Here is a 15,763-nt window from a genome sequence, read left to right as displayed (position 1 = left end):
ACCGAGATTCTGAAGGGTGCGGTGGGCCTGGCCGTGAAGGGGGCGCCCAAGCCGCCGAACAACACCTGAGCGCAGCGGGCTGATCAAGATGCGCCACGAGATGGAGGTGAACCTGTTGCCCGATGCCATCAAGTCGGTGATGGGCAAGTCGAACACGCTGTCCAAGAAGGATCAGGTGCGGGTCCTGACGGAGATGGCCTCGAAGGTCTATGAGGAGATGCTGAAGGCGGGCACCAGTGCGGTGCTACCATCGGCCAGGCCCGACGATTCGCCCGACAAGCTGGCCACCGCGGCCGCGGCGGCGGCGGCAAAGGATGCCCAGGTCAAGAAACTGGTGCTGAAAGAGACCGAGGCCGCGCTGAAGCGGCTGAAGCTGGACCAGGGCGCCCCCGGACGCCGGGGCGCCAAGGACTGACGCCCCGGTGCCCGTCGGGTTGCCGCCCGGTGGAAGGCGGCAATCCGGCCGGCGGTCAGAGCCCCGCCATGCCGCCCCAGAAATCGGCCTGCGGGCCGGTGTGCGTATTGCCAAGCTCCTGTTCGGCAATTGCGCGGATCGCGCGCTTGTTCGTGATCTTGATCCCGCCGGCGCTGACCGCCTTGGCCAGATCGACATAAAGCTTGACCGGAACCTTGGCCGGGCCCTTGGCGCCCTTGGCGAAGATCTTCATGATCTCGGGGAACTTCTGGGCATTGTCGGACAGTTCGATGCATTTCTGGATTTTCTTCATCGCATCCACGCAGCAAGGCGCAAGCGTAACGTCGGCCATGAGTCTATTCCTTTGTTCGGGACATGAAACGCAATTCGGCAGGGTCGCCGCGGGACGATAGGACCCGCCCGGCATCTGGGGCAAGTTCGGAATCGGGGTGGCGTGCCGTCGCGTTCGTTTTTTGACGTTTGCAAAGGCAATACGGGCCGCCGCACGGCGCCCCGGTCGGCCCGTGCCATGGCCCGGCGCCTGCGCGGAATCGCGCCGGGCGCGCTTGACACGCGCCGCTGCCTTGCCTATCTCCGGCGACGTTGGCACTCGACCGAGGTGAGTGACAACGAAATTCAACCTGGAACCTAGGGAGTGTTCTCAGATGGCCTTCAAACCGCTGCATGACCGCGTGCTCGTGCGCCGTATCGTTGGTGAAGACAAGACCAAGGGCGGCCTGATCATCCCCGACACCGCCAAGGAAAAGCCCGCAGAGGGCGAGATCGTTTCGGTGGGCGAAGGCGCCCGCAAGGACTCGGGCGAGCTGATCGCGCCCTCCGTCAAGGCCGGTGACCGCATCCTGTTCGGCAAGTGGTCGGGCACGGAAGTGACGCTGAACGGCGAAGAGCTGCTGATCATGAAGGAAAGCGACATCCTCGGCATCATCGCCTGAGCGACGCTTATCCATCCCCCAACATCAATCCAAGGAGAACGCCAACATGGCCGCCAAGGACGTGAAATTCGAATCGGACGCCCGTGACCGCATGCTGCGCGGCGTCAACATCCTCGCCGATGCCGTCAAGGTCACGCTGGGCCCGAAAGGCCGCAACGTGGTGATCGAGAAGTCGTTCGGTTCGCCCCGCATCACCAAGGACGGCGTCACCGTCGCCAAGGAGATCGAGCTTTCGGACAAGTTCGAGAACATGGGCGCGCAGATGGTGAAGGAAGTCGCTTCCCGCACCAATGACGAGGCCGGCGACGGCACCACCACCGCCACCGTGCTGGCCCAGGCCATCATCAAGGAAGGCCTGAAGTCGGTTGCCGCGGGCATGAACCCGATGGACCTGAAGCGCGGCATCGACCTGGCCGTGACCAAGGTTGTGGCCGCGATCAAGGCCGCTGCCCGCCCGGTCAAGGACTCGGACGAAGTGGCGCAGGTCGGCACCATCTCGGCCAATGGCGAGGCCGACATCGGCCGCCAGATCGCCGACGCGATGCAGAAGGTCGGAAACGAGGGTGTCATCACCGTCGAGGAGAACAAGGGCCTGGAAACCGAGACCGAAGTGGTCGAGGGGATGCAGTTCGACCGCGGCTACCTGTCGCCCTACTTCGTCACCAACGCCGACAAGATGGTCGCCGAACTGGATGACGTGCTGATCCTGCTGCACGAGAAGAAACTGTCGTCGCTGCAGCCGATGGTGCCGCTGCTGGAAGCCGTGATCCAGTCGCAGAAGCCGCTGCTGATCATCTCGGAAGACGTGGAAGGCGAGGCGCTGGCCACGCTGGTGGTCAACAAGCTGCGTGGCGGCCTGAAGATCGCCGCCGTGAAGGCCCCGGGCTTCGGCGACCGCCGCAAGGCGATGCTGCAGGACATCGCGATCCTGACCGGCGGTCAGGTCATCTCGGATGATCTCGGCATGAAGCTGGAGAACGTCGGCATCGACATGCTGGGCCGCGCCAAGAAGGTGTCGATCACCAAGGACAACACCACCGTGGTGGATGGCCATGGCGACAAGGCCGAGATCCAGGCGCGTGTCGCCCAGATCCGCGCCCAGATCGAGGAAACCACCTCGGACTACGACAAGGAGAAGCTGCAGGAGCGCGTGGCCAAGCTGGCCGGCGGTGTTGCGGTGATCCGCGTCGGCGGCATGACCGAAGTCGAAGTGAAAGAGCGCAAGGACCGCGTTGACGACGCGCTGAACGCGACCCGTGCGGCCGTTCAGGAAGGCATCGTGGTCGGCGGCGGCGTGGCGCTGGTGCAGGCCGGCAAGGCGCTGGACGGTCTGAAGGGCGCGAACAGCGACCAGGATGCCGGTATCGCCATCGTGCGCAAGGCGCTGGAGGCGCCGCTGCGCCAGATCGCCGAGAACGCGGGCGTCGATGGCGCCGTGGTTGCGGGCAAGGTGCGCGAATCCACCGACCTGACCTTTGGCTTCAACGCGCAGACCGAAGAATATGGCGACATGTTCAAGTTCGGCGTGATCGACCCGGCCAAGGTGACGCGGACCGCGCTGGAAGATGCGGCCTCGGTTGCGTCGCTCCTGATCACCACCGAGGCGATGATCGCCGACAAGCCGGCCGACAAGGCCCCCGCTGCCGGTGGCGGCATGGGCGGCGGCATGGGCGGCATGGGCGATTTCTGATCGACCCTGCCACAGCTTTCGGAAAGGGGCGGCCCAGGGGCCGCCCCTTTTTCATGCGGTGCGGTGGCCCGGTGCGGCGGCACCGATTGACCGGCGGGCCCCGCGGTGCGACGCTGCGGCATTTCAGCAAGGATTTTCGCCATGGCCCAGCCTGCACCGTCCCGCCTGAACCGGTTCGTCCCCGTCTTCATGTCGCTGTACCTGATCGTCACGCTGGCCTATCGCGCGACGGTTCCGGGCACGGAGTTCCCGCCACGGTTCTACCAGATGTTCAGCATGGGCCTGGATGGGGCGATCACCCTGCTTCTTGCCGCGATGCTGACCGGTCTGGCGAAGGGCGTGCGCCCCGAGGGCGGCTGGTCGCCGGTGATGCGGCTGCTGATCCTGGCCGGGGTGCTGGCCGGGATCGGCCTGTTCGGCATCCGGCTGTCCAGTGACCATGGCTGGTGGACCGGGCACTACCCGCCGCTGGTCTTCGACTGACGCGGGCGCGGTCAGCCGCGCGGCGATGAGGCCGCGCGGACCATGCCGCCGTCACGGGCGAACCGGCCGTCGCGCAGGAAGGCCAGCGTCTGGGCGATGACGGTGGGGTTCAGCATCATGAAGGTATGCGACACCGGCAGGGTCAGGTGATCGGCCATGCCGTCCAGCATGGTGGAGGCGACCGAGACCTTGCCGTCGTCCGGCCCCTCGATCAGCGCCGAATAGGCGGGATTGAGCGAGCGGGAGCCTGCGATCACGCCGACCGTGTAGTCGGGCGGCGGCAGCCGGTTGGGCAGCGAGGCGGGACCGGTGCCGAGTTCCTGCCCCGCCGGGCCGTTCACCCAGTCGAAGGGTGGCAGGCCCGCGAGTTCGTCGACCAGTTCCGACCCGTGGTTCGGTGGCCCCAGCATCACCACATGCCCAAGCCGGGCCGGGCGGTTTTCGGCCAGCCAGTGCCGCGCCAGAATGCCGCCCAGCGAATGCGACACGATGTGAACCCGGGCGTCGCCGCAGGCGGAAATTGCCGGGCCGACATGGTCGCGCACGAGGTCCACCACCGGCGCCCGGGTCGAGGGATAGCCGCGGTTCACCACGCGATAGCCCTGCCGTTCGAGGACATGCGCCATCAGCGCCATCGACCCCGGGCCGCGCGCCAGCCCGTGCAGCAGCACGACGCAATCGCCGTCCTGCGCCGTTGCGGGCACGGGGGCGAGGGCAGCGGTCGCCACGAAGGCGAGCGCGGGGGCGATATCGGACAGGCGCCTCATGTCGCGGATGATAGGTCGGGGCGCCCGCTGGACAAAGCCCCGACGCGGCGTCACGGTCGCGCGATGCCGCAGCGTTCCGTTCGCCTGGCCGTCCGGGCCATCATCCTGCACCATGACCGCCTGCTGCTGGTGAACGCCTGGCCGGAGGCGACGGGTTCCGACCTGTGGTGCGCGCCCGGCGGCGGGGTCGAGGCGGGGCAGTCGCTGCCCGACAACCTGATCCGCGAGGTGGCCGAGGAAACCGGCCTGACGGTGGCGGTGGGTCCGCCCCGGCTGATCAACGAGTTCCACGACCCGCTTCGCGGCTTCCATCAGGTCGAGGTGTTCTTTCGCGCGCGGATCCTGGCCGGGCTGGTCGATGACGACCTGCCCCCCGACGCGCGCGACCCCGAGGGGGTGGTCACGCGCCGCCGCTGGGCCACCCGGGACGACATGGCGGGACTGCGCTTCAAGCCCGACAGCCTGCCCCATGCCGCCTGGGGCGGCGGGGGAGGCATGGCCCTGGGCTATGACCCGCTGGAGACCATCCTGCGCTGAGCGCCGGGGCGCCGCGCGTCAGGCCGCGTCGGCCTCGGGCGGGCCGAAGCGGGCGATCATGCGGTCGCGGATCTGGTCGCGGGCCTGGCGATAGGCCGCAAGCTTGGCCTCGCGCCCCTCGCCGATGGCGGTGGGGTCGAGGATCGGCCAGTATTCGATGTCGAGATGGTGGAACCGGGTCAGGTCGAGCGCCTGACGCTGGCTTGCCGGGGAGAGGGCGACGATCAGGTCGAACTGCGACAGGGCGTCGCCCATGTCCTGCATCTCTTCGAAGCTGCGGGACCGGTGGCGCGACAGTTCGATCCCCATCTCCTTGCAGACCGCGATGGAGAAGCCGTCGATCTCCATGTCGTTGGTCACGCCGGCCGACTGCACATAGGCGCGCTGGCCGTAGAGTTTCTTCATCAGGCCCTCGGCCATGGGGGAACGGACGGCGTTGTGATCGCAGCAGAACAGAACCGATGTCGGAAAGCCGCCCATCCTCAGCCCCAGTGCAGCACGCAGATCAGCGTGAACAGACGGCGCGCGGTGTCGGTGTCGACCAACGCCTTGCCCTCGAGCCGTTCCTGCAGGACCCGTGCGCCTTCGTTGTGGATGCCCCGGCGGGCCATGTCGATGGCCTCGATCTGGCTGGGAGGCAGCCGCTTCACCGCGTCGAAATAGCTTTCGCAGATCTGGAAGTAGTCCTTCACCACCTGCCGGAACGGGCCGAGCGAAAGGTGGAATTCGGTGACCTTCGCCTCGGCCTCGGTGGCGATGTCGAACACCAGCCTGCCGTCGCGGATGGCAAGGCCCAGCCGGTAGGGGCCGGGCGGCGGGGTGCGCCCGTCGCGGGGGGGCAACTCGAAGCGGTTTTCCTCGAGCAGGTCAAAGATCGCCACGCGCCGCTCCTGCTCGATCTCGGGCGTCGGGCGGGCAAGGCCGCGCTCGTCGATCTCGATGTTGCAGATGCGCGTCATGGGGGCGTGATCCTCTTGCGGCTTCCTCCCGCCGAATCGTCATGCACGATGGTTCCGCACCGTTCAAGGGTTCAGTCCGGGCCGGATGCCGCAGCGGGCGGCGGTGTGGCGAAGCGTTCCGGCATCCGCCAGCGTCCCGGCAGATTGTCCTGGGCCCACAGGCCCATGGCCACGATCACCGGCCGCAGGCTTTCGCCCTTTGGCGTCAGGCGGTAGGCGTGGCGCGGGGGGCGTTGCGAATAGGCCACGCGCGTGACCAGCCCCAGCGTCTCGAGCCGCCGCATCCGGTCGGCCAGCAGGCTGGGCGCGATCCGTTCGGGACTGGCTTCGAACTCGGCAAAGCGCGACTTGCCCGTTGCCAGATCGCGCAGCACAAGCAGGGTCCAGCGATCGCCGAACAGGTCCAGAAAACTGGCGACAGGGCAGGGCGAGCGGAAGGATTCCATGGTGACTTTCAGACCGGAACAAGTAACTTCGAATTCGATAGTAACCGAAGGAGCCTCGATGATCACGCCCGGACTTGCGCCCTTCCTTGCCCTGACGGCGGCCTTCGGCGTGATGCTGACGGTCCTTGGCCTGCGCGTCTCGCTGCGCCGATTCGTGCTGCCCAATTCGACGCTGGGCGATTGCGGCGATGCGCTGCTGCTGCGCCGGATGCGGGCGCATGGCAATTTTGCCGAATATGCGCCGGTGATGCTGGTCACGGTGCTGGCGCTGCATCTGGCAGGCTATGGGGCGGCTGTGGGCTGGGCGGCGGCGGGGGCCTTCCTTGTGGCCCGGCTGGCACATGCGCTGTCGATGCCCGATGACGCCCGCGTGCCGCTGCGGATCTTCGCCATGATCCTGCAGCACACCAGTCTTTCGCTGGCCGCCGCGGCGCTGGTCGCGGCGCTGATCTAGCACCGCAGCGCCGCCCGTTTCAGCCACGATGGGGCGTGACGGGCGGCAGCGCGGGCGCCTGCAGCCCGGCGAAGGGGTCGTCCCAGAAGGGCAGGGCGCCCAGCCGCCGCTCCCAGGCGGCCAGCGCGGGATAGTCGGCCAGCGGCAGGCCCATCACATCGTTGAAGGGCAGAAAGCTCGCCATGCGGAAATCGGCATGGCTGGGGCTGTCGCCGACCAGCCAGTCGCGCCGCCGAAGATGGTTCTCCAGCACCGCGGCCGCCTCATGGAACCGCGCCAGCCCCTCGGCCTCCAACGCCGGGTCGGATGGCCCGAGATCATAGCGCCGCTTCGTTCCGCGCTCGAACTGCACCATGTCGCAGGCACGCACGAAGGTCTCCTTGCCCCAGCTGATCCAGCGGATCATGTCCGGCAGGGCCGACCCGCCGCGCCAGAACTCGGCCCCCGTCATCTGCGACAGGCGGCAGGCGATGGCGTCGGCCTCCCAGAGGCTGTCGCCGTCCTCGACAAGGATCGGAATGCGCTGGGTGGGGTTGAGGGCACGGAAGCGGGCCGCGTGGTCCGGATGGAAGGGGGCAGCCCATTCCAGCGTGACCGGTGCATTCAGGTATCGGGCCACCGCGACCGCCAGCCGCGGGTTCGGATTGCGCGAGTAGTAGAGAACTGCGGTCATCGGTCGCTGTGCTCCTGCGTGCCGGGCGACGGCTGGTTCCCGGCCTGGCGAGCGTAGCGGATCGGGTGCTGCGGTGAACAGCGGCGATTGCCGGGTGTTCAGCCGTTCAGCCGGCCCAGCCGCGCCGTCACGCTGAGACCGTGGGCGTGCAGCCCCTCGGACAGTGCCAGCCGTTCGGCGGCCGGGCCGATGGCGGCGAGGCTGGCTGGGGTCATCCGGGCCAGCGTGGTGCGCTTCATGAAGTCGAGCACCGAAAGTCCGGACGAGAACCGCGCCGAGCGGGCGGTGGGCAGCACATGGTTCGGGCCGCCGACATAATCCCCGATGGCCTCGGGCGTCCAGCCGCCCAGGAAGATCGCGCCCGCATGGGTGATCCGGGCTGCCAGCGCCTCGGGGTCGTCGACCATCAGTTCCAGGTGTTCGGGCGCGATCCGGTCCGACAGGGCAGCGGCCTCGGCCAGGTCGCGCACCACGATCACCGCGCCGTGGGCGGCCCATGACGCGCCCGCGATGGCGGCGCGGGGCAGGGTGGCGAGATGCCGCCCGACCGCCTGCGCCACGGCCTGCCCCAGCCCGGCGTCGGTGGTGATCAGGATGGCTTGCGCGCTTTCGTCATGTTCGGCCTGCGACAGCAGGTCGAGCGCGATCCAGTCGGGATCGTTGCCGGCATCGGCGATCACCAGGATTTCGGACGGCCCGGCGATCATGTCGATGCCGACGCGGCCAAAGACGCGCCGCTTGGCGGCGGCGACCCAGGCGTTGCCGGGGCCGGTGATCTTGTCCACCGGGGCGATGGTCTGGGTGCCCCAGGCCAGGGCTGCGACGGCCTGCGCCCCGCCGACGCGGTAGATCGTGGAAACCCCGGCGACCTGGGCCGCATAGATCACCAGCGGGTTCACTGCGCCCCCCGGCGTCGGGCAGGCGATCACCAGGCGTGGCACGCCCGCGACCTGCGCAGGGATCGCGTTCATCAGGACCGAGGACGGATAGCTGGCGGTCCCCCCCGGCACATAGAGCCCTGCGGCGGACACCGCCGTCCACCGCCAGCCCAGGCGCGCGCCGGTGGCATCCTCCCACATCGCGTCCTCGGGGCGCTGGCGGTCGTGATAGGCGCGGATCCGGGCGGCGGCGAGGTCGATGGCCTCGCGGTCGGCAGGATCGACCCTGGCCACCTCGGCCGCGATCTCGTCGGGCGTGAAGGCCAGCCGGTCGGGGGTCAGGGTCAACCGGTCGAAGCGGGCGGTCAGGTCGATCAGCGCGGCATCGCCGCGTGCCCGGACATCGGCGATGATCGCCGCGACGGTGTCGTCCACATCCTGCGCCTCTTCGCGCTTTGCCCCCAGCAGCCGGGCGAAGGCTGGTTCGAAACCGGCATCGAGGGTGGACAGGAACACGGGCATGGGCGGACCTTTCGACGTATTGCCCGCGTCCTAGACCATCGCCGTGCCGGTTGGAAGCACACCGTGCCGCCGCCTGTGCCCCCCTGCACAGGGGCCGCGCGGGGCGCCTGCGCTGACATCGGCCGCCCGCACGGCTATCCTTGTGCAACCCACAATGGCAGGAGGCGAAGATGAGCTGGAACCCCGCGCTCGACCCCGACATCCCGATCGGAGATGCGGTGGACGCGATCGAGACCGTGATCGTGCCGCGCGCCCGCGACCTTGGCGGGTTCGAGGTGCGCCGTGCCCTGCCGTCGGCGGCACGCCAGATGGTCGGCCCGTTCATCTTCTTCGACCAGATGGGCCCGGCCGAGTTCCTGACAGGGCAGGGCATCGACGTGCGGCCGCATCCGCACATCGGGCTTGGCACGGTGACCTATCTGATGCAGGGCCGCATCCATCACCGCGACAGCCTGGGCACGGATCAGTGGATCGAGCCTGGCGCGGTGAACTGGATGGTGGCCGGGCATGGCATAACCCATTCCGAACGCACGGACGGCCCGGCGCGCGATGCGCCGCACGCCCTGTTCGGCCTGCAGACCTGGCTTGCCCTTCCGGCCGAGCGCGAGGACGACCCCGCCGATTTCGTCCACGCGCCCAAGGCGACGCTTCCCGCCCTGGAGGGCGAGGGGAAGCAGGTGCGGCTGATCCTGGGCGACGCCTGGGGCGAGCGCGCGCCGGTACCCATGCCGTTCGAGGTGTTCTATGCCGATGCGGTGCTGGCCCCCGGCGCGGCGATCCCGCTGCCCGACGGCCATGAGGACCGGGGCGCCTATGTGCTGTCTGGCGAGGTGCAGGTGGGCGGCCAGAGCTTCGAGACCGGGCGGATGCTGGTGTTCCGGCCGGGCGACCGCATCTCGCTGAAGGCGGGGGACCAGGGCGCGCGGCTGATGCTGCTGGGCGGGCAGACCATGGAGGGGCCGCGCTACATCTGGTGGAACTTTGTCGCCTCGTCCCGCGACCGGATCGACGCGGCCAAGGAAGCCTGGCGGGCCGGGGACTGGGCGCATGGCCGGTTTCGCCTTCCCCCCGGCGACGATGCCGAATGGATTCCGGCGCCCGATCGCTAGGGGCTTCACGCGGGGGGTCGGCCGGTGCAGGCTGCGGCCAGGACCGCCCCTGCCCGGAAGGCGACTGCGCCATGATCCGCGACCTGATCCTGCGTCTGATGCCCGCGTCGTGGCGGGCCGCCGCCGAGGCGGAATCCCGCGAATGGCACATGGTCTGCACCCGCTGCGGCCATGCCGCCAGCATCTGGGACCGGGGCGGGCTGCGGTTCAAGGCGGCGGGGCGGCCGCTGGCGCGGGCGCACTGCGCGGGCTGCGCGCAGGTGACGGTTGCCCGCATCGAACGCTGGCCCGGCGGGCGCCGTCCGCCGGGGCCCGATGGGGCTGGCGGGGCGAATCCTGCTTGACCTTGTCTGCGGGGTCGCGTAACCCGCCACGCACATCCGGGCCGGGCCCGGGCGATAGTCTGCGGTTGTAGCTCAGTCGGTTAGAGTACCGGCCTGTCACGCCGGGGGTCGCGGGTTCGAGCCCCGTCAACCGCGCCATCGCCCGCCCGCCCCGGATGTCTGTCGAAGGACCATGCGCGGTTGTAGCTCAGTCGGTTAGAGTACCGGCCTGTCACGCCGGGGGTCGCGGGTTCGAGCCCCGTCAACCGCGCCACTTTCCCTTGATTGCCGCCTGCCCGGGGTCCAGTCTGGCCGCATGTCCCGCGATGCCGAGATCCATGACCGTCTGGCCGCCGCGCTTCTGGCCGCGCGGCGGGCGCGCGGCCTGAGCCTTGATGCCGTGGCGCGGCTGTCGGGGGTCAGCCGGTCGATGGTCAGCCAGATCGAGCGCGGCGAATCCTCGCCCACGGTGGCGACGCTGTGGAACCTGACGCAGGCGCTGGGGGTCGATTTCGCGGGGTTGGTGACGCCGCGCGAGGGGCCGGCCATCACCGTGACGCGGGCCGGCGATGCCCCGGTGATCGAGGGGCGGGGCCAGGGCTGCCGCATCCGCATCCTGTCGCCGCCCGAGGCCGTGGGGCGGCACGAGGTCTATGATCTGTCCTTCGCGGTCGGGGGCGCGCTCGAATCCCGGGCGCATGGCCCGGGCTGCCGCGAGCATCTGACGGTGATCGAGGGCGCGCTGGCGGTGCAGTCGGGCACCGAGTCGGCGCGGCTGGGCCCCGGGGACAGCGCGCGCTATCCCGCCGACCGCGACCATGCGATCCGCGCCGAGGACGGCGCGGCGCGGGCCATCCTGATCGTGCAGGAGGGCGGATAGGGCAAGAGAGCGGATTCCGCGCGCGGATGGCGTGATAACGGATAAGAATCCGTGATATTGACCGCCTCGGCGCCATGCGGTATCCATCATCACGGAAAAGGAATCTGCCATGACGGATGCTGCCGCCTTTCTCGACCATCTGCGCGCCACGCTCGACGGGATCGCCGCCGAGGGGCTGATGAAGCAGGAGCGCGCGATGCGCGGGCCGCAGGGCACGCATGTGGTCATGGACGGCCGGCCCATGCTGAACCTCTGCGCCAACAACTATCTGGGACTTGCCGACGACCCGCGGCTGATCGCGGCGGCCGGGGCGGCAATGGCGGGCGAGGGATTCGGCCTGGCGTCGGTGCGCTTCATCTGCGGCACGCAGGGGCTGCACCGGCAGCTTGAGGCGCGGCTGGCAGGATTTCTGGGGACCGACGACGCGATCCTGTTCGCGGCCTGCTTCGACGCGAACGGCGGGCTGTTCGAACCCTTGCTGGGGCCGGATGACGCGGTGATTTCCGATGCGCTGAACCATGCCTCGATCATCGACGGCATCCGGCTGTGCAAGGCGCGGCGCTATCGCTACGCCAATGCCGACATGCAGGCGCTGGAAGATGCGCTGCGGACGGCGCGCGCCGAGGGGGCACGCTTTGTCATGGTGGCGACGGATGGCGTGTTCTCGATGGACGGCCACCTTGCGCCGCTGGGCGAGATCCGCGCGCTTTGCGACCGGTATGGCGCGCTGCTGATGGTGGACGACTGCCACGCCACAGGCTTCATGGGCCCGGCGGGGCGCGGCACGCCTGCGCATTGGGCGGTGCGGGCAGACATCCTGACCGGGACGCTGGGCAAGGCGCTCGGCGGGGCCCTGGGGGGCTATGTCGCGGGGCCGCAGCCGGTGATCGACCTGCTGCGCCAGCGGGCGCGGCCCTATCTGTTCTCGAACGCGCTGCCGCCTGCGGTGACCGGTGCCGCGCTGGCCGCGCTGGATATCGTCGAGGCGGCCGATGACCTGCGGTCCGCCCTGTTTGCCAACGCGGCGCGTTGGCGGGCGGGGCTGTCGGCGGCGGGTTTCGACCTGTTGCCGGGCGAACATCCGATCGTGCCGGTGATGACGCATGACGCCCGCGCGGCCCAGGCGATGGCCGAGGCGCTGGCGTCGCGGGGAGTGCATGTTGCGGGGTTCTTCTTTCCGGTGGTGCCGAAGGGGCAGGCCCGCATCCGCACGCAGATGAACGCGCGGCTGACGGCCGAGGATCTGGATTTTGCCCTGGCGGCCTTTGCCGCGGCCGGGCGCGAGGCGGGAGTGATCTGACATGCGGGCACTGGTGAAGGCGCGGGGCGAACCGGGGCTTTGGGCCGAGGACCGGCCGGTTCCCGAGATCGGCCCCGACGACGTGCTGATCCGGGTGCGGAAGACCGGCATCTGCGGCACCGACGTGCATATCTGGAACTGGGACGACTGGGCGCAGCGCACGGTGCCGGTGCCGCTTGTCACCGGCCATGAATTCGCGGGCGAGATCGTCGGACTTGGGCGCAACGTCACCGACCTTGCCATCGGGCAGCGATGCTCGGGCGAGGGGCACCTGATCGGGCGGCACAGCCGCCAGAGCCGGTCGGGCCGCTTCCACCTTGATCCCGAGACGCGGGGGATCGGCGTGAATGAACCGGGCGCCTTTGCCGAATACCTGCGGCTTCCGGCCTTCAACGTGGTGCCGCTGCCCGACGCGATCGACGACGAGATCGGCGCGATCCTCGACCCGCTGGGCAATGCCGTCCACACGGCGCTGAGCTTCGACCTGGTGGGCGAGGATGTGCTGATCACCGGGGCCGGTCCGATCGGCATCATGGCCGCGGCGGTGGCGCGGCATGTCGGTGCGCGGCATGTGGTGATCACCGACGTGAACACGGACCGGCTGTCGCTGGCGGCCACGGTGGCCGACGTGACCCCCGTGAACGTGGCCACGGAGGACCTGCGCGATGTCATCCCCCGGCTGAAGATGGCGCAGGGCTTCGACGTGGGCATGGAGATGTCGGGCAGCCAGGCCGCGCTGGACCAGATGGTCGAGGCGATGGTGATGGGGGGCCGCATCGCCATGCTGGGCATCCCGCCGGGCAAGTCGCCGGTGGACTGGAGCCGCATCGTGTTCAAGGCGATCACCATCAAGGGCGTCTATGGCCGCGAGATCTTCGAGACCTGGTACAAGATGATCGCGATGCTGGAGAACGGCCTGGATATCCGCCGGGTGATCACCCACCGCTTCCCCGCCGATCGGTTCGAGGAGGGGTTCGCCGCCATGCGGTCGGGACGGTCGGGCAAGGTGGTGCTGGACTGGGGCTGACAGACCCGCGCGTCAGGCCTGGGGCAGCAGGACCGTGAAGGTGCTGCCCTCGCCCGGTGTGCTGTCGATGCGGAAGCGGCCTCGGTGGCGGTTGACGATGTGCTTGACGATGGCCAGGCCAAGCCCGGTGCCGCCCTTCTCGCGGCTTCGGTGGCTGTCCACCCGGTAGAAGCGCTCGGTGAGGCGGGGCAGGTGGATCGGGTCGATCCCCTCGCCCCAGTCCTGCACCTCGATCCGCAGCGCCGGGCTGCGCAACGACGGTTCGCGTTCCTCATGTGTCAGCCGCACCTCGACCCGGCCGCCCGATCCGCCGTATTTCACTGCGTTTTCCAGCAGGTTGTGCAGGACCTGCGTGATCTGGTCGGGGTCCGCCATCACCATCGCGGGTTCCGCCGCGCCGGTCAGGTGCAGCGTCAGGCCCATCGAATCGGCCATCGGCCGCAGCGTGGTCACGACCGAGGCCGCGATGGCGGCCACGTCCACCCGTTCGCTGGGGCGGACCCGCTCCTCAGCCTCGACCCGGCTGAGCGACAGCAGGTCGCGCACCAGCCGGTTCATCCGGCCGGCCTCGCGCTCCATGATCCCCAGGAACCGGTCGCGCGCCGCCGGATCATCCCGGGCGGCACCCCTGAGCGTTTCGATGAAACCCAGAAGCGCGGTCAGCGGCGTGCGCAACTCGTGGCTGACATTGGCCACGAAATCGCGCCGCATCTGGCCGATCTGCACCGCCTCGGTGATGTCGCGGAAGGCGCAGAGGACGCCCGCACGCCCCTCGCCCGTTACCGGGCTGACGGTGACCGCCCATGTCGTTTCGGCAGACGGGCCGGTCATCACCATCCGCGCCTCGCCGCGCTGGCCGTGCCGCAGCGTGCCCTCGATCACGTCCAGAAGCGTGGGCTGGCGCATCGCCAGGATGTAGTGGCGGCCGACCGTGCCCGGGCCGAACAGGTCACGGGCGGGCGCATTGGCCGCGACGATCCGTTCGTCGCGCCCGATGATCACCAGCGGCAGCGGAACGCCTTCCAAAAGGGCGGCAGTAAGCTGCGAATCCATGCACGCACTCCTTGTCGGGTCGCCCAAAGCTATGTCGCGTCATCGCGCGGGTTGCCAGCCTTCCCGCGATGCAGTTAGCTTTGCGGCGGGTCATGTATGGGGCAGGCTGCACGGGCACTGGAGGGCCGGTGGGAACATGTCGCATTCGGGAAGCCCGGGCTCTGTCGCGGTGCGCAGGCCGCCGCTGATCGTGGTGCAGAGCCCGGTCATTCCTGCGCGGGTTCTGACGATACCGCGCCGCAACGTCGTGCTTCTGCTGCCGTTTGCGGCACTGACCCTGTCGGTCGTGGACAGGCTGCGCCCGCCGGCCGTCGCGCTTGGCCTGTTCTGCCCGGCCAACGATGCCGCGCAGGTGCTGGCCCGGCTGGCGCGGCTGGGATATCGCGGGCGGGTTCTGCTGCTGTCGCCGCCGCTGCCGGACAAGGGCATGGTCGAGCGCGAGTTGCGGGGTCAGTTCCGGTCGCTGCGGCTGTGGGTCGCGGAACTGCCCGAGAGCACCTGGCAATAGGCGCTATTCCGCCTTGTCGGCAGGCAGGGCGTTCAACTGCCCGTACTTCTCGGCGCCCAGCCGGTCGAACAGGCCGATCTGGGTTTCCAGAAAGTCGATATGGCCTTCCTCGTCGGCGATCAGGTCGTCGAACAGGCCCCGCGTCACGAAATCGGCCACGGCGTCGCAATGCCGCCGCGCCTCGATATACAGCGTGCGCGCCTCGTGTTCGGCCGCAAGGTCGCATTCCAGCGTTTCGCGCAGGGTCTGGCCGATGCGCAGCGGGTCGAGCTTCTGAAGGTTCGGATGGCCTTCCAGAAAGATGATCCGTGCGATCAGCTTGTCGGCATGGTGCATCTCCTCAATGCTTTCGGAACGCGACTTGGCCGCGAGCCTGCCATAGCCCCAATCTTCCTGCAGGCGGAAATGCAGCCAGTACTGGCTGACGGCCGTCAGCTCAGACCGCAGCGCCGCGTTCAAGTAGTCGATGACCTTCGGATCGCCCTTCATCTTCATTCCTCGCACTGGCTTGGTAGGATACGGGGTCGCGCAGCCGTGGCACGGCGAACCCGTCGGCCGAGCGTAGCGTATCGAGGAACAGAGGCAAGCATCCCCCGCAATCGGCCCGCTTGCCCAGTGCGCGATAGACCTTGCCCGGGGTGATGAGGGTCGCGGGGTCCGAGGCCCGCATCCAGGCGACGGCTGCGCGGATTTCGTGATCCGTGACGGACATGCAGTGGCAGACAATCATCGCGGACCCCGGTTGCGCGGGGAAACCTAGCAAATCTATCGGGAAATGAAAGCCCG

At 69.0% G+C, this 15,763-nt stretch carries 22 protein-coding genes and 2 tRNA genes; 14 read left to right on the top strand and 10 right to left on the bottom strand.

Annotated elements, in window-relative coordinates:
- The first annotated feature begins 88 nt into the window (after positions 1–88).
- Positions 89–415: a hypothetical protein gene (locus KF887_15415; protein ID QYK40779.1), complete on the top strand. Its 327-nt coding sequence runs from the start codon at positions 89–91 to the stop codon at positions 413–415.
- A gap of 55 nt (positions 416–470) precedes the next feature.
- Here the strand turns inward: KF887_15415 and KF887_15410 are convergent, their stop codons facing one another.
- The gene (locus KF887_15410) at positions 471–767 is read right to left on the bottom strand and encodes a hypothetical protein (GenBank protein QYK40778.1); all 297 of its coding nucleotides are present in this window, start codon (positions 765–767) and stop codon (positions 471–473) included.
- Positions 768–1,080: 313 nt separating this feature from the next.
- Here KF887_15410 and KF887_15405 point away from each other — a divergent pair, with 313 nt between their 5' ends.
- From KF887_15405 to KF887_15395, 3 genes are all read left to right on the top strand, one after another.
- Positions 1,081–1,368, top strand: a complete 288-nt coding sequence (locus KF887_15405) for a co-chaperone GroES (protein ID QYK40777.1) — start codon at positions 1,081–1,083, stop codon at positions 1,366–1,368.
- Between the two features lie 46 nt (positions 1,369–1,414).
- A complete protein-coding gene (gene groL / locus KF887_15400) occupies positions 1,415–3,058 on the top strand; it encodes a chaperonin GroEL (protein ID QYK40776.1) in 1,644 nt (547 codons plus the stop codon).
- Between the two features lie 141 nt (positions 3,059–3,199).
- The gene (locus KF887_15395) at positions 3,200–3,541 is read left to right on the top strand and encodes a hypothetical protein (protein QYK40775.1); all 342 of its coding nucleotides are present in this window, start codon (positions 3,200–3,202) and stop codon (positions 3,539–3,541) included.
- Between the two features lie 11 nt (positions 3,542–3,552).
- Here the strand turns inward: KF887_15395 and KF887_15390 are convergent, their stop codons facing one another.
- Positions 3,553–4,308 (bottom strand): alpha/beta fold hydrolase, encoded by a 756-nt coding sequence (locus KF887_15390; protein QYK40774.1) that lies wholly within the window; start codon positions 4,306–4,308, stop codon positions 3,553–3,555.
- Between the two features lie 63 nt (positions 4,309–4,371).
- Here KF887_15390 and KF887_15385 point away from each other — a divergent pair, with 63 nt between their 5' ends.
- Complete coding sequence (locus KF887_15385; protein QYK40773.1) at positions 4,372–4,845, top strand: NUDIX hydrolase; 474 nt, start codon at positions 4,372–4,374, stop codon at positions 4,843–4,845.
- 18 nt (positions 4,846–4,863) lie between these two features.
- Here KF887_15385 and KF887_15380 read toward each other — a convergent pair whose 3' ends face one another.
- The 3 genes from KF887_15380 to KF887_15370 form a co-directional block, all read right to left on the bottom strand.
- Positions 4,864–5,325, bottom strand: coding sequence for a low molecular weight phosphatase family protein (locus KF887_15380; GenBank protein ID QYK40772.1), 462 nt, complete (start codon positions 5,323–5,325; stop codon positions 4,864–4,866).
- Positions 5,326–5,327: 2 nt separating this feature from the next.
- Positions 5,328–5,804: a UPF0262 family protein gene (locus KF887_15375; protein ID QYK40771.1), complete on the bottom strand. Its 477-nt coding sequence runs from the start codon at positions 5,802–5,804 to the stop codon at positions 5,328–5,330.
- Positions 5,805–5,875: 71 nt separating this feature from the next.
- Complete coding sequence (locus KF887_15370) at positions 5,876–6,250, bottom strand: helix-turn-helix transcriptional regulator (protein ID QYK40770.1); 375 nt, start codon at positions 6,248–6,250, stop codon at positions 5,876–5,878.
- A gap of 58 nt (positions 6,251–6,308) precedes the next feature.
- Here KF887_15370 and KF887_15365 point away from each other — a divergent pair, with 58 nt between their 5' ends.
- A complete protein-coding gene (locus tag KF887_15365; GenBank protein QYK40769.1) occupies positions 6,309–6,704 on the top strand; it encodes an MAPEG family protein in 396 nt (131 codons plus the stop codon).
- 19 nt (positions 6,705–6,723) lie between these two features.
- Here KF887_15365 and KF887_15360 read toward each other — a convergent pair whose 3' ends face one another.
- On the bottom strand, positions 6,724–7,377 hold the full coding sequence (locus KF887_15360) for a glutathione S-transferase family protein (GenBank protein ID QYK40768.1): 654 nt from the start codon (positions 7,375–7,377) through the stop codon (positions 6,724–6,726).
- 98 nt (positions 7,378–7,475) lie between these two features.
- Complete coding sequence (gene hisD, locus KF887_15355; protein QYK40767.1) at positions 7,476–8,777, bottom strand: histidinol dehydrogenase; 1,302 nt, start codon at positions 8,775–8,777, stop codon at positions 7,476–7,478.
- Between the two features lie 170 nt (positions 8,778–8,947).
- Here hisD and KF887_15350 point away from each other — a divergent pair, with 170 nt between their 5' ends.
- From KF887_15350 to tdh, 7 genes are all read left to right on the top strand, one after another.
- The gene (locus tag KF887_15350; protein QYK40766.1) at positions 8,948–9,886 is read left to right on the top strand and encodes a pirin family protein; all 939 of its coding nucleotides are present in this window, start codon (positions 8,948–8,950) and stop codon (positions 9,884–9,886) included.
- Positions 9,887–9,957: 71 nt separating this feature from the next.
- The gene (locus KF887_15345) at positions 9,958–10,230 is read left to right on the top strand and encodes a hypothetical protein (GenBank protein QYK40765.1); all 273 of its coding nucleotides are present in this window, start codon (positions 9,958–9,960) and stop codon (positions 10,228–10,230) included.
- A 61-nt stretch (positions 10,231–10,291) separates the two neighbouring features.
- Positions 10,292–10,368 (top strand) — tRNA-Asp (locus tag KF887_15340).
- A 38-nt stretch (positions 10,369–10,406) separates the two neighbouring features.
- Positions 10,407–10,483 (top strand) — tRNA-Asp (locus tag KF887_15335).
- 42 nt (positions 10,484–10,525) lie between these two features.
- The gene (locus tag KF887_15330) at positions 10,526–11,089 is read left to right on the top strand and encodes a helix-turn-helix domain-containing protein (GenBank protein ID QYK40764.1); all 564 of its coding nucleotides are present in this window, start codon (positions 10,526–10,528) and stop codon (positions 11,087–11,089) included.
- Positions 11,090–11,198: 109 nt separating this feature from the next.
- The gene (kbl, locus tag KF887_15325; GenBank protein ID QYK40763.1) at positions 11,199–12,389 is read left to right on the top strand and encodes a glycine C-acetyltransferase; all 1,191 of its coding nucleotides are present in this window, start codon (positions 11,199–11,201) and stop codon (positions 12,387–12,389) included.
- Between the two features lies 1 nt (position 12,390).
- Positions 12,391–13,416, top strand: a complete 1,026-nt coding sequence (tdh, locus tag KF887_15320; GenBank protein QYK40762.1) for an L-threonine 3-dehydrogenase — start codon at positions 12,391–12,393, stop codon at positions 13,414–13,416.
- Between the two features lie 12 nt (positions 13,417–13,428).
- Here tdh and KF887_15315 read toward each other — a convergent pair whose 3' ends face one another.
- The gene (locus tag KF887_15315) at positions 13,429–14,469 is read right to left on the bottom strand and encodes a two-component sensor histidine kinase (GenBank protein ID QYK40761.1); all 1,041 of its coding nucleotides are present in this window, start codon (positions 14,467–14,469) and stop codon (positions 13,429–13,431) included.
- A gap of 136 nt (positions 14,470–14,605) precedes the next feature.
- On the opposite strand from KF887_15315, the gene KF887_15310 reads away from it, so the two are divergent.
- Entirely contained in the window at positions 14,606–14,977 is a 372-nt protein-coding gene (locus tag KF887_15310; GenBank protein QYK40760.1) for a hypothetical protein, read from the top strand.
- A 3-nt stretch (positions 14,978–14,980) separates the two neighbouring features.
- Here the strand turns inward: KF887_15310 and bfr are convergent, their stop codons facing one another.
- Positions 14,981–15,466, bottom strand: a complete 486-nt coding sequence (bfr, locus tag KF887_15305; GenBank protein ID QYK40759.1) for a bacterioferritin — start codon at positions 15,464–15,466, stop codon at positions 14,981–14,983.
- Complete coding sequence (locus KF887_15300; GenBank protein ID QYK40758.1) at positions 15,414–15,707, bottom strand: (2Fe-2S)-binding protein; 294 nt, start codon at positions 15,705–15,707, stop codon at positions 15,414–15,416. The genes bfr and KF887_15300 overlap by 53 nt, the downstream gene beginning before the upstream one ends.
- Positions 15,708–15,763 lie beyond the last annotated feature (56 nt).

The organism is Paracoccaceae bacterium (assembly GCA_019454225.1).
Lineage (GTDB): Bacteria > Pseudomonadota > Alphaproteobacteria > Rhodobacterales > Rhodobacteraceae.
The sequence above is the reverse complement of the archived record's forward strand: the minus strand, read 5'-3'. Positions and strand labels throughout refer to the sequence as shown.

What these genes read in the sequence shown, in the direction of transcription:
- KF887_15300 (QYK40758.1), bottom strand. Translation starts at nt 15,707, where the DNA reads ATGATTGTCTGCCACTGCATGTCCGTCACGGATCACGAAATCCGCGCA.
- KF887_15310 (QYK40760.1), top strand. Translation starts at nt 14,606, where the DNA reads ATGTCGCATTCGGGAAGCCCGGGCTCTGTCGCGGTGCGCAGGCCGCCG.
- KF887_15315 (QYK40761.1), bottom strand. Translation starts at nt 14,469, where the DNA reads ATGGATTCGCAGCTTACTGCCGCCCTTTTGGAAGGCGTTCCGCTGCCG.
- tdh (QYK40762.1), top strand. Translation starts at nt 12,391, where the DNA reads ATGCGGGCACTGGTGAAGGCGCGGGGCGAACCGGGGCTTTGGGCCGAG.
- KF887_15370 (QYK40770.1), bottom strand. Translation starts at nt 6,250, where the DNA reads ATGGAATCCTTCCGCTCGCCCTGCCCTGTCGCCAGTTTTCTGGACCTG.
- KF887_15350 (QYK40766.1), top strand. Translation starts at nt 8,948, where the DNA reads ATGAGCTGGAACCCCGCGCTCGACCCCGACATCCCGATCGGAGATGCG.
- KF887_15375 (QYK40771.1), bottom strand. Translation starts at nt 5,804, where the DNA reads ATGACGCGCATCTGCAACATCGAGATCGACGAGCGCGGCCTTGCCCGC.
- hisD (QYK40767.1), bottom strand. Translation starts at nt 8,777, where the DNA reads ATGCCCGTGTTCCTGTCCACCCTCGATGCCGGTTTCGAACCAGCCTTC.
- KF887_15390 (QYK40774.1), bottom strand. Translation starts at nt 4,308, where the DNA reads ATGAGGCGCCTGTCCGATATCGCCCCCGCGCTCGCCTTCGTGGCGACC.
- KF887_15360 (QYK40768.1), bottom strand. Translation starts at nt 7,377, where the DNA reads ATGACCGCAGTTCTCTACTACTCGCGCAATCCGAACCCGCGGCTGGCG.
- kbl (QYK40763.1), top strand. Translation starts at nt 11,199, where the DNA reads ATGACGGATGCTGCCGCCTTTCTCGACCATCTGCGCGCCACGCTCGAC.
- bfr (QYK40759.1), bottom strand. Translation starts at nt 15,466, where the DNA reads ATGAAGGGCGATCCGAAGGTCATCGACTACTTGAACGCGGCGCTGCGG.
- KF887_15385 (QYK40773.1), top strand. Translation starts at nt 4,372, where the DNA reads ATGCCGCAGCGTTCCGTTCGCCTGGCCGTCCGGGCCATCATCCTGCAC.
- KF887_15380 (QYK40772.1), bottom strand. Translation starts at nt 5,325, where the DNA reads ATGGGCGGCTTTCCGACATCGGTTCTGTTCTGCTGCGATCACAACGCC.
- KF887_15415 (QYK40779.1), top strand. Translation starts at nt 89, where the DNA reads ATGCGCCACGAGATGGAGGTGAACCTGTTGCCCGATGCCATCAAGTCG.
- KF887_15330 (QYK40764.1), top strand. Translation starts at nt 10,526, where the DNA reads ATGTCCCGCGATGCCGAGATCCATGACCGTCTGGCCGCCGCGCTTCTG.
- KF887_15395 (QYK40775.1), top strand. Translation starts at nt 3,200, where the DNA reads ATGGCCCAGCCTGCACCGTCCCGCCTGAACCGGTTCGTCCCCGTCTTC.
- KF887_15345 (QYK40765.1), top strand. Translation starts at nt 9,958, where the DNA reads ATGATCCGCGACCTGATCCTGCGTCTGATGCCCGCGTCGTGGCGGGCC.
- KF887_15410 (QYK40778.1), bottom strand. Translation starts at nt 767, where the DNA reads ATGGCCGACGTTACGCTTGCGCCTTGCTGCGTGGATGCGATGAAGAAA.
- KF887_15365 (QYK40769.1), top strand. Translation starts at nt 6,309, where the DNA reads ATGATCACGCCCGGACTTGCGCCCTTCCTTGCCCTGACGGCGGCCTTC.
- groL (QYK40776.1), top strand. Translation starts at nt 1,415, where the DNA reads ATGGCCGCCAAGGACGTGAAATTCGAATCGGACGCCCGTGACCGCATG.
- KF887_15405 (QYK40777.1), top strand. Translation starts at nt 1,081, where the DNA reads ATGGCCTTCAAACCGCTGCATGACCGCGTGCTCGTGCGCCGTATCGTT.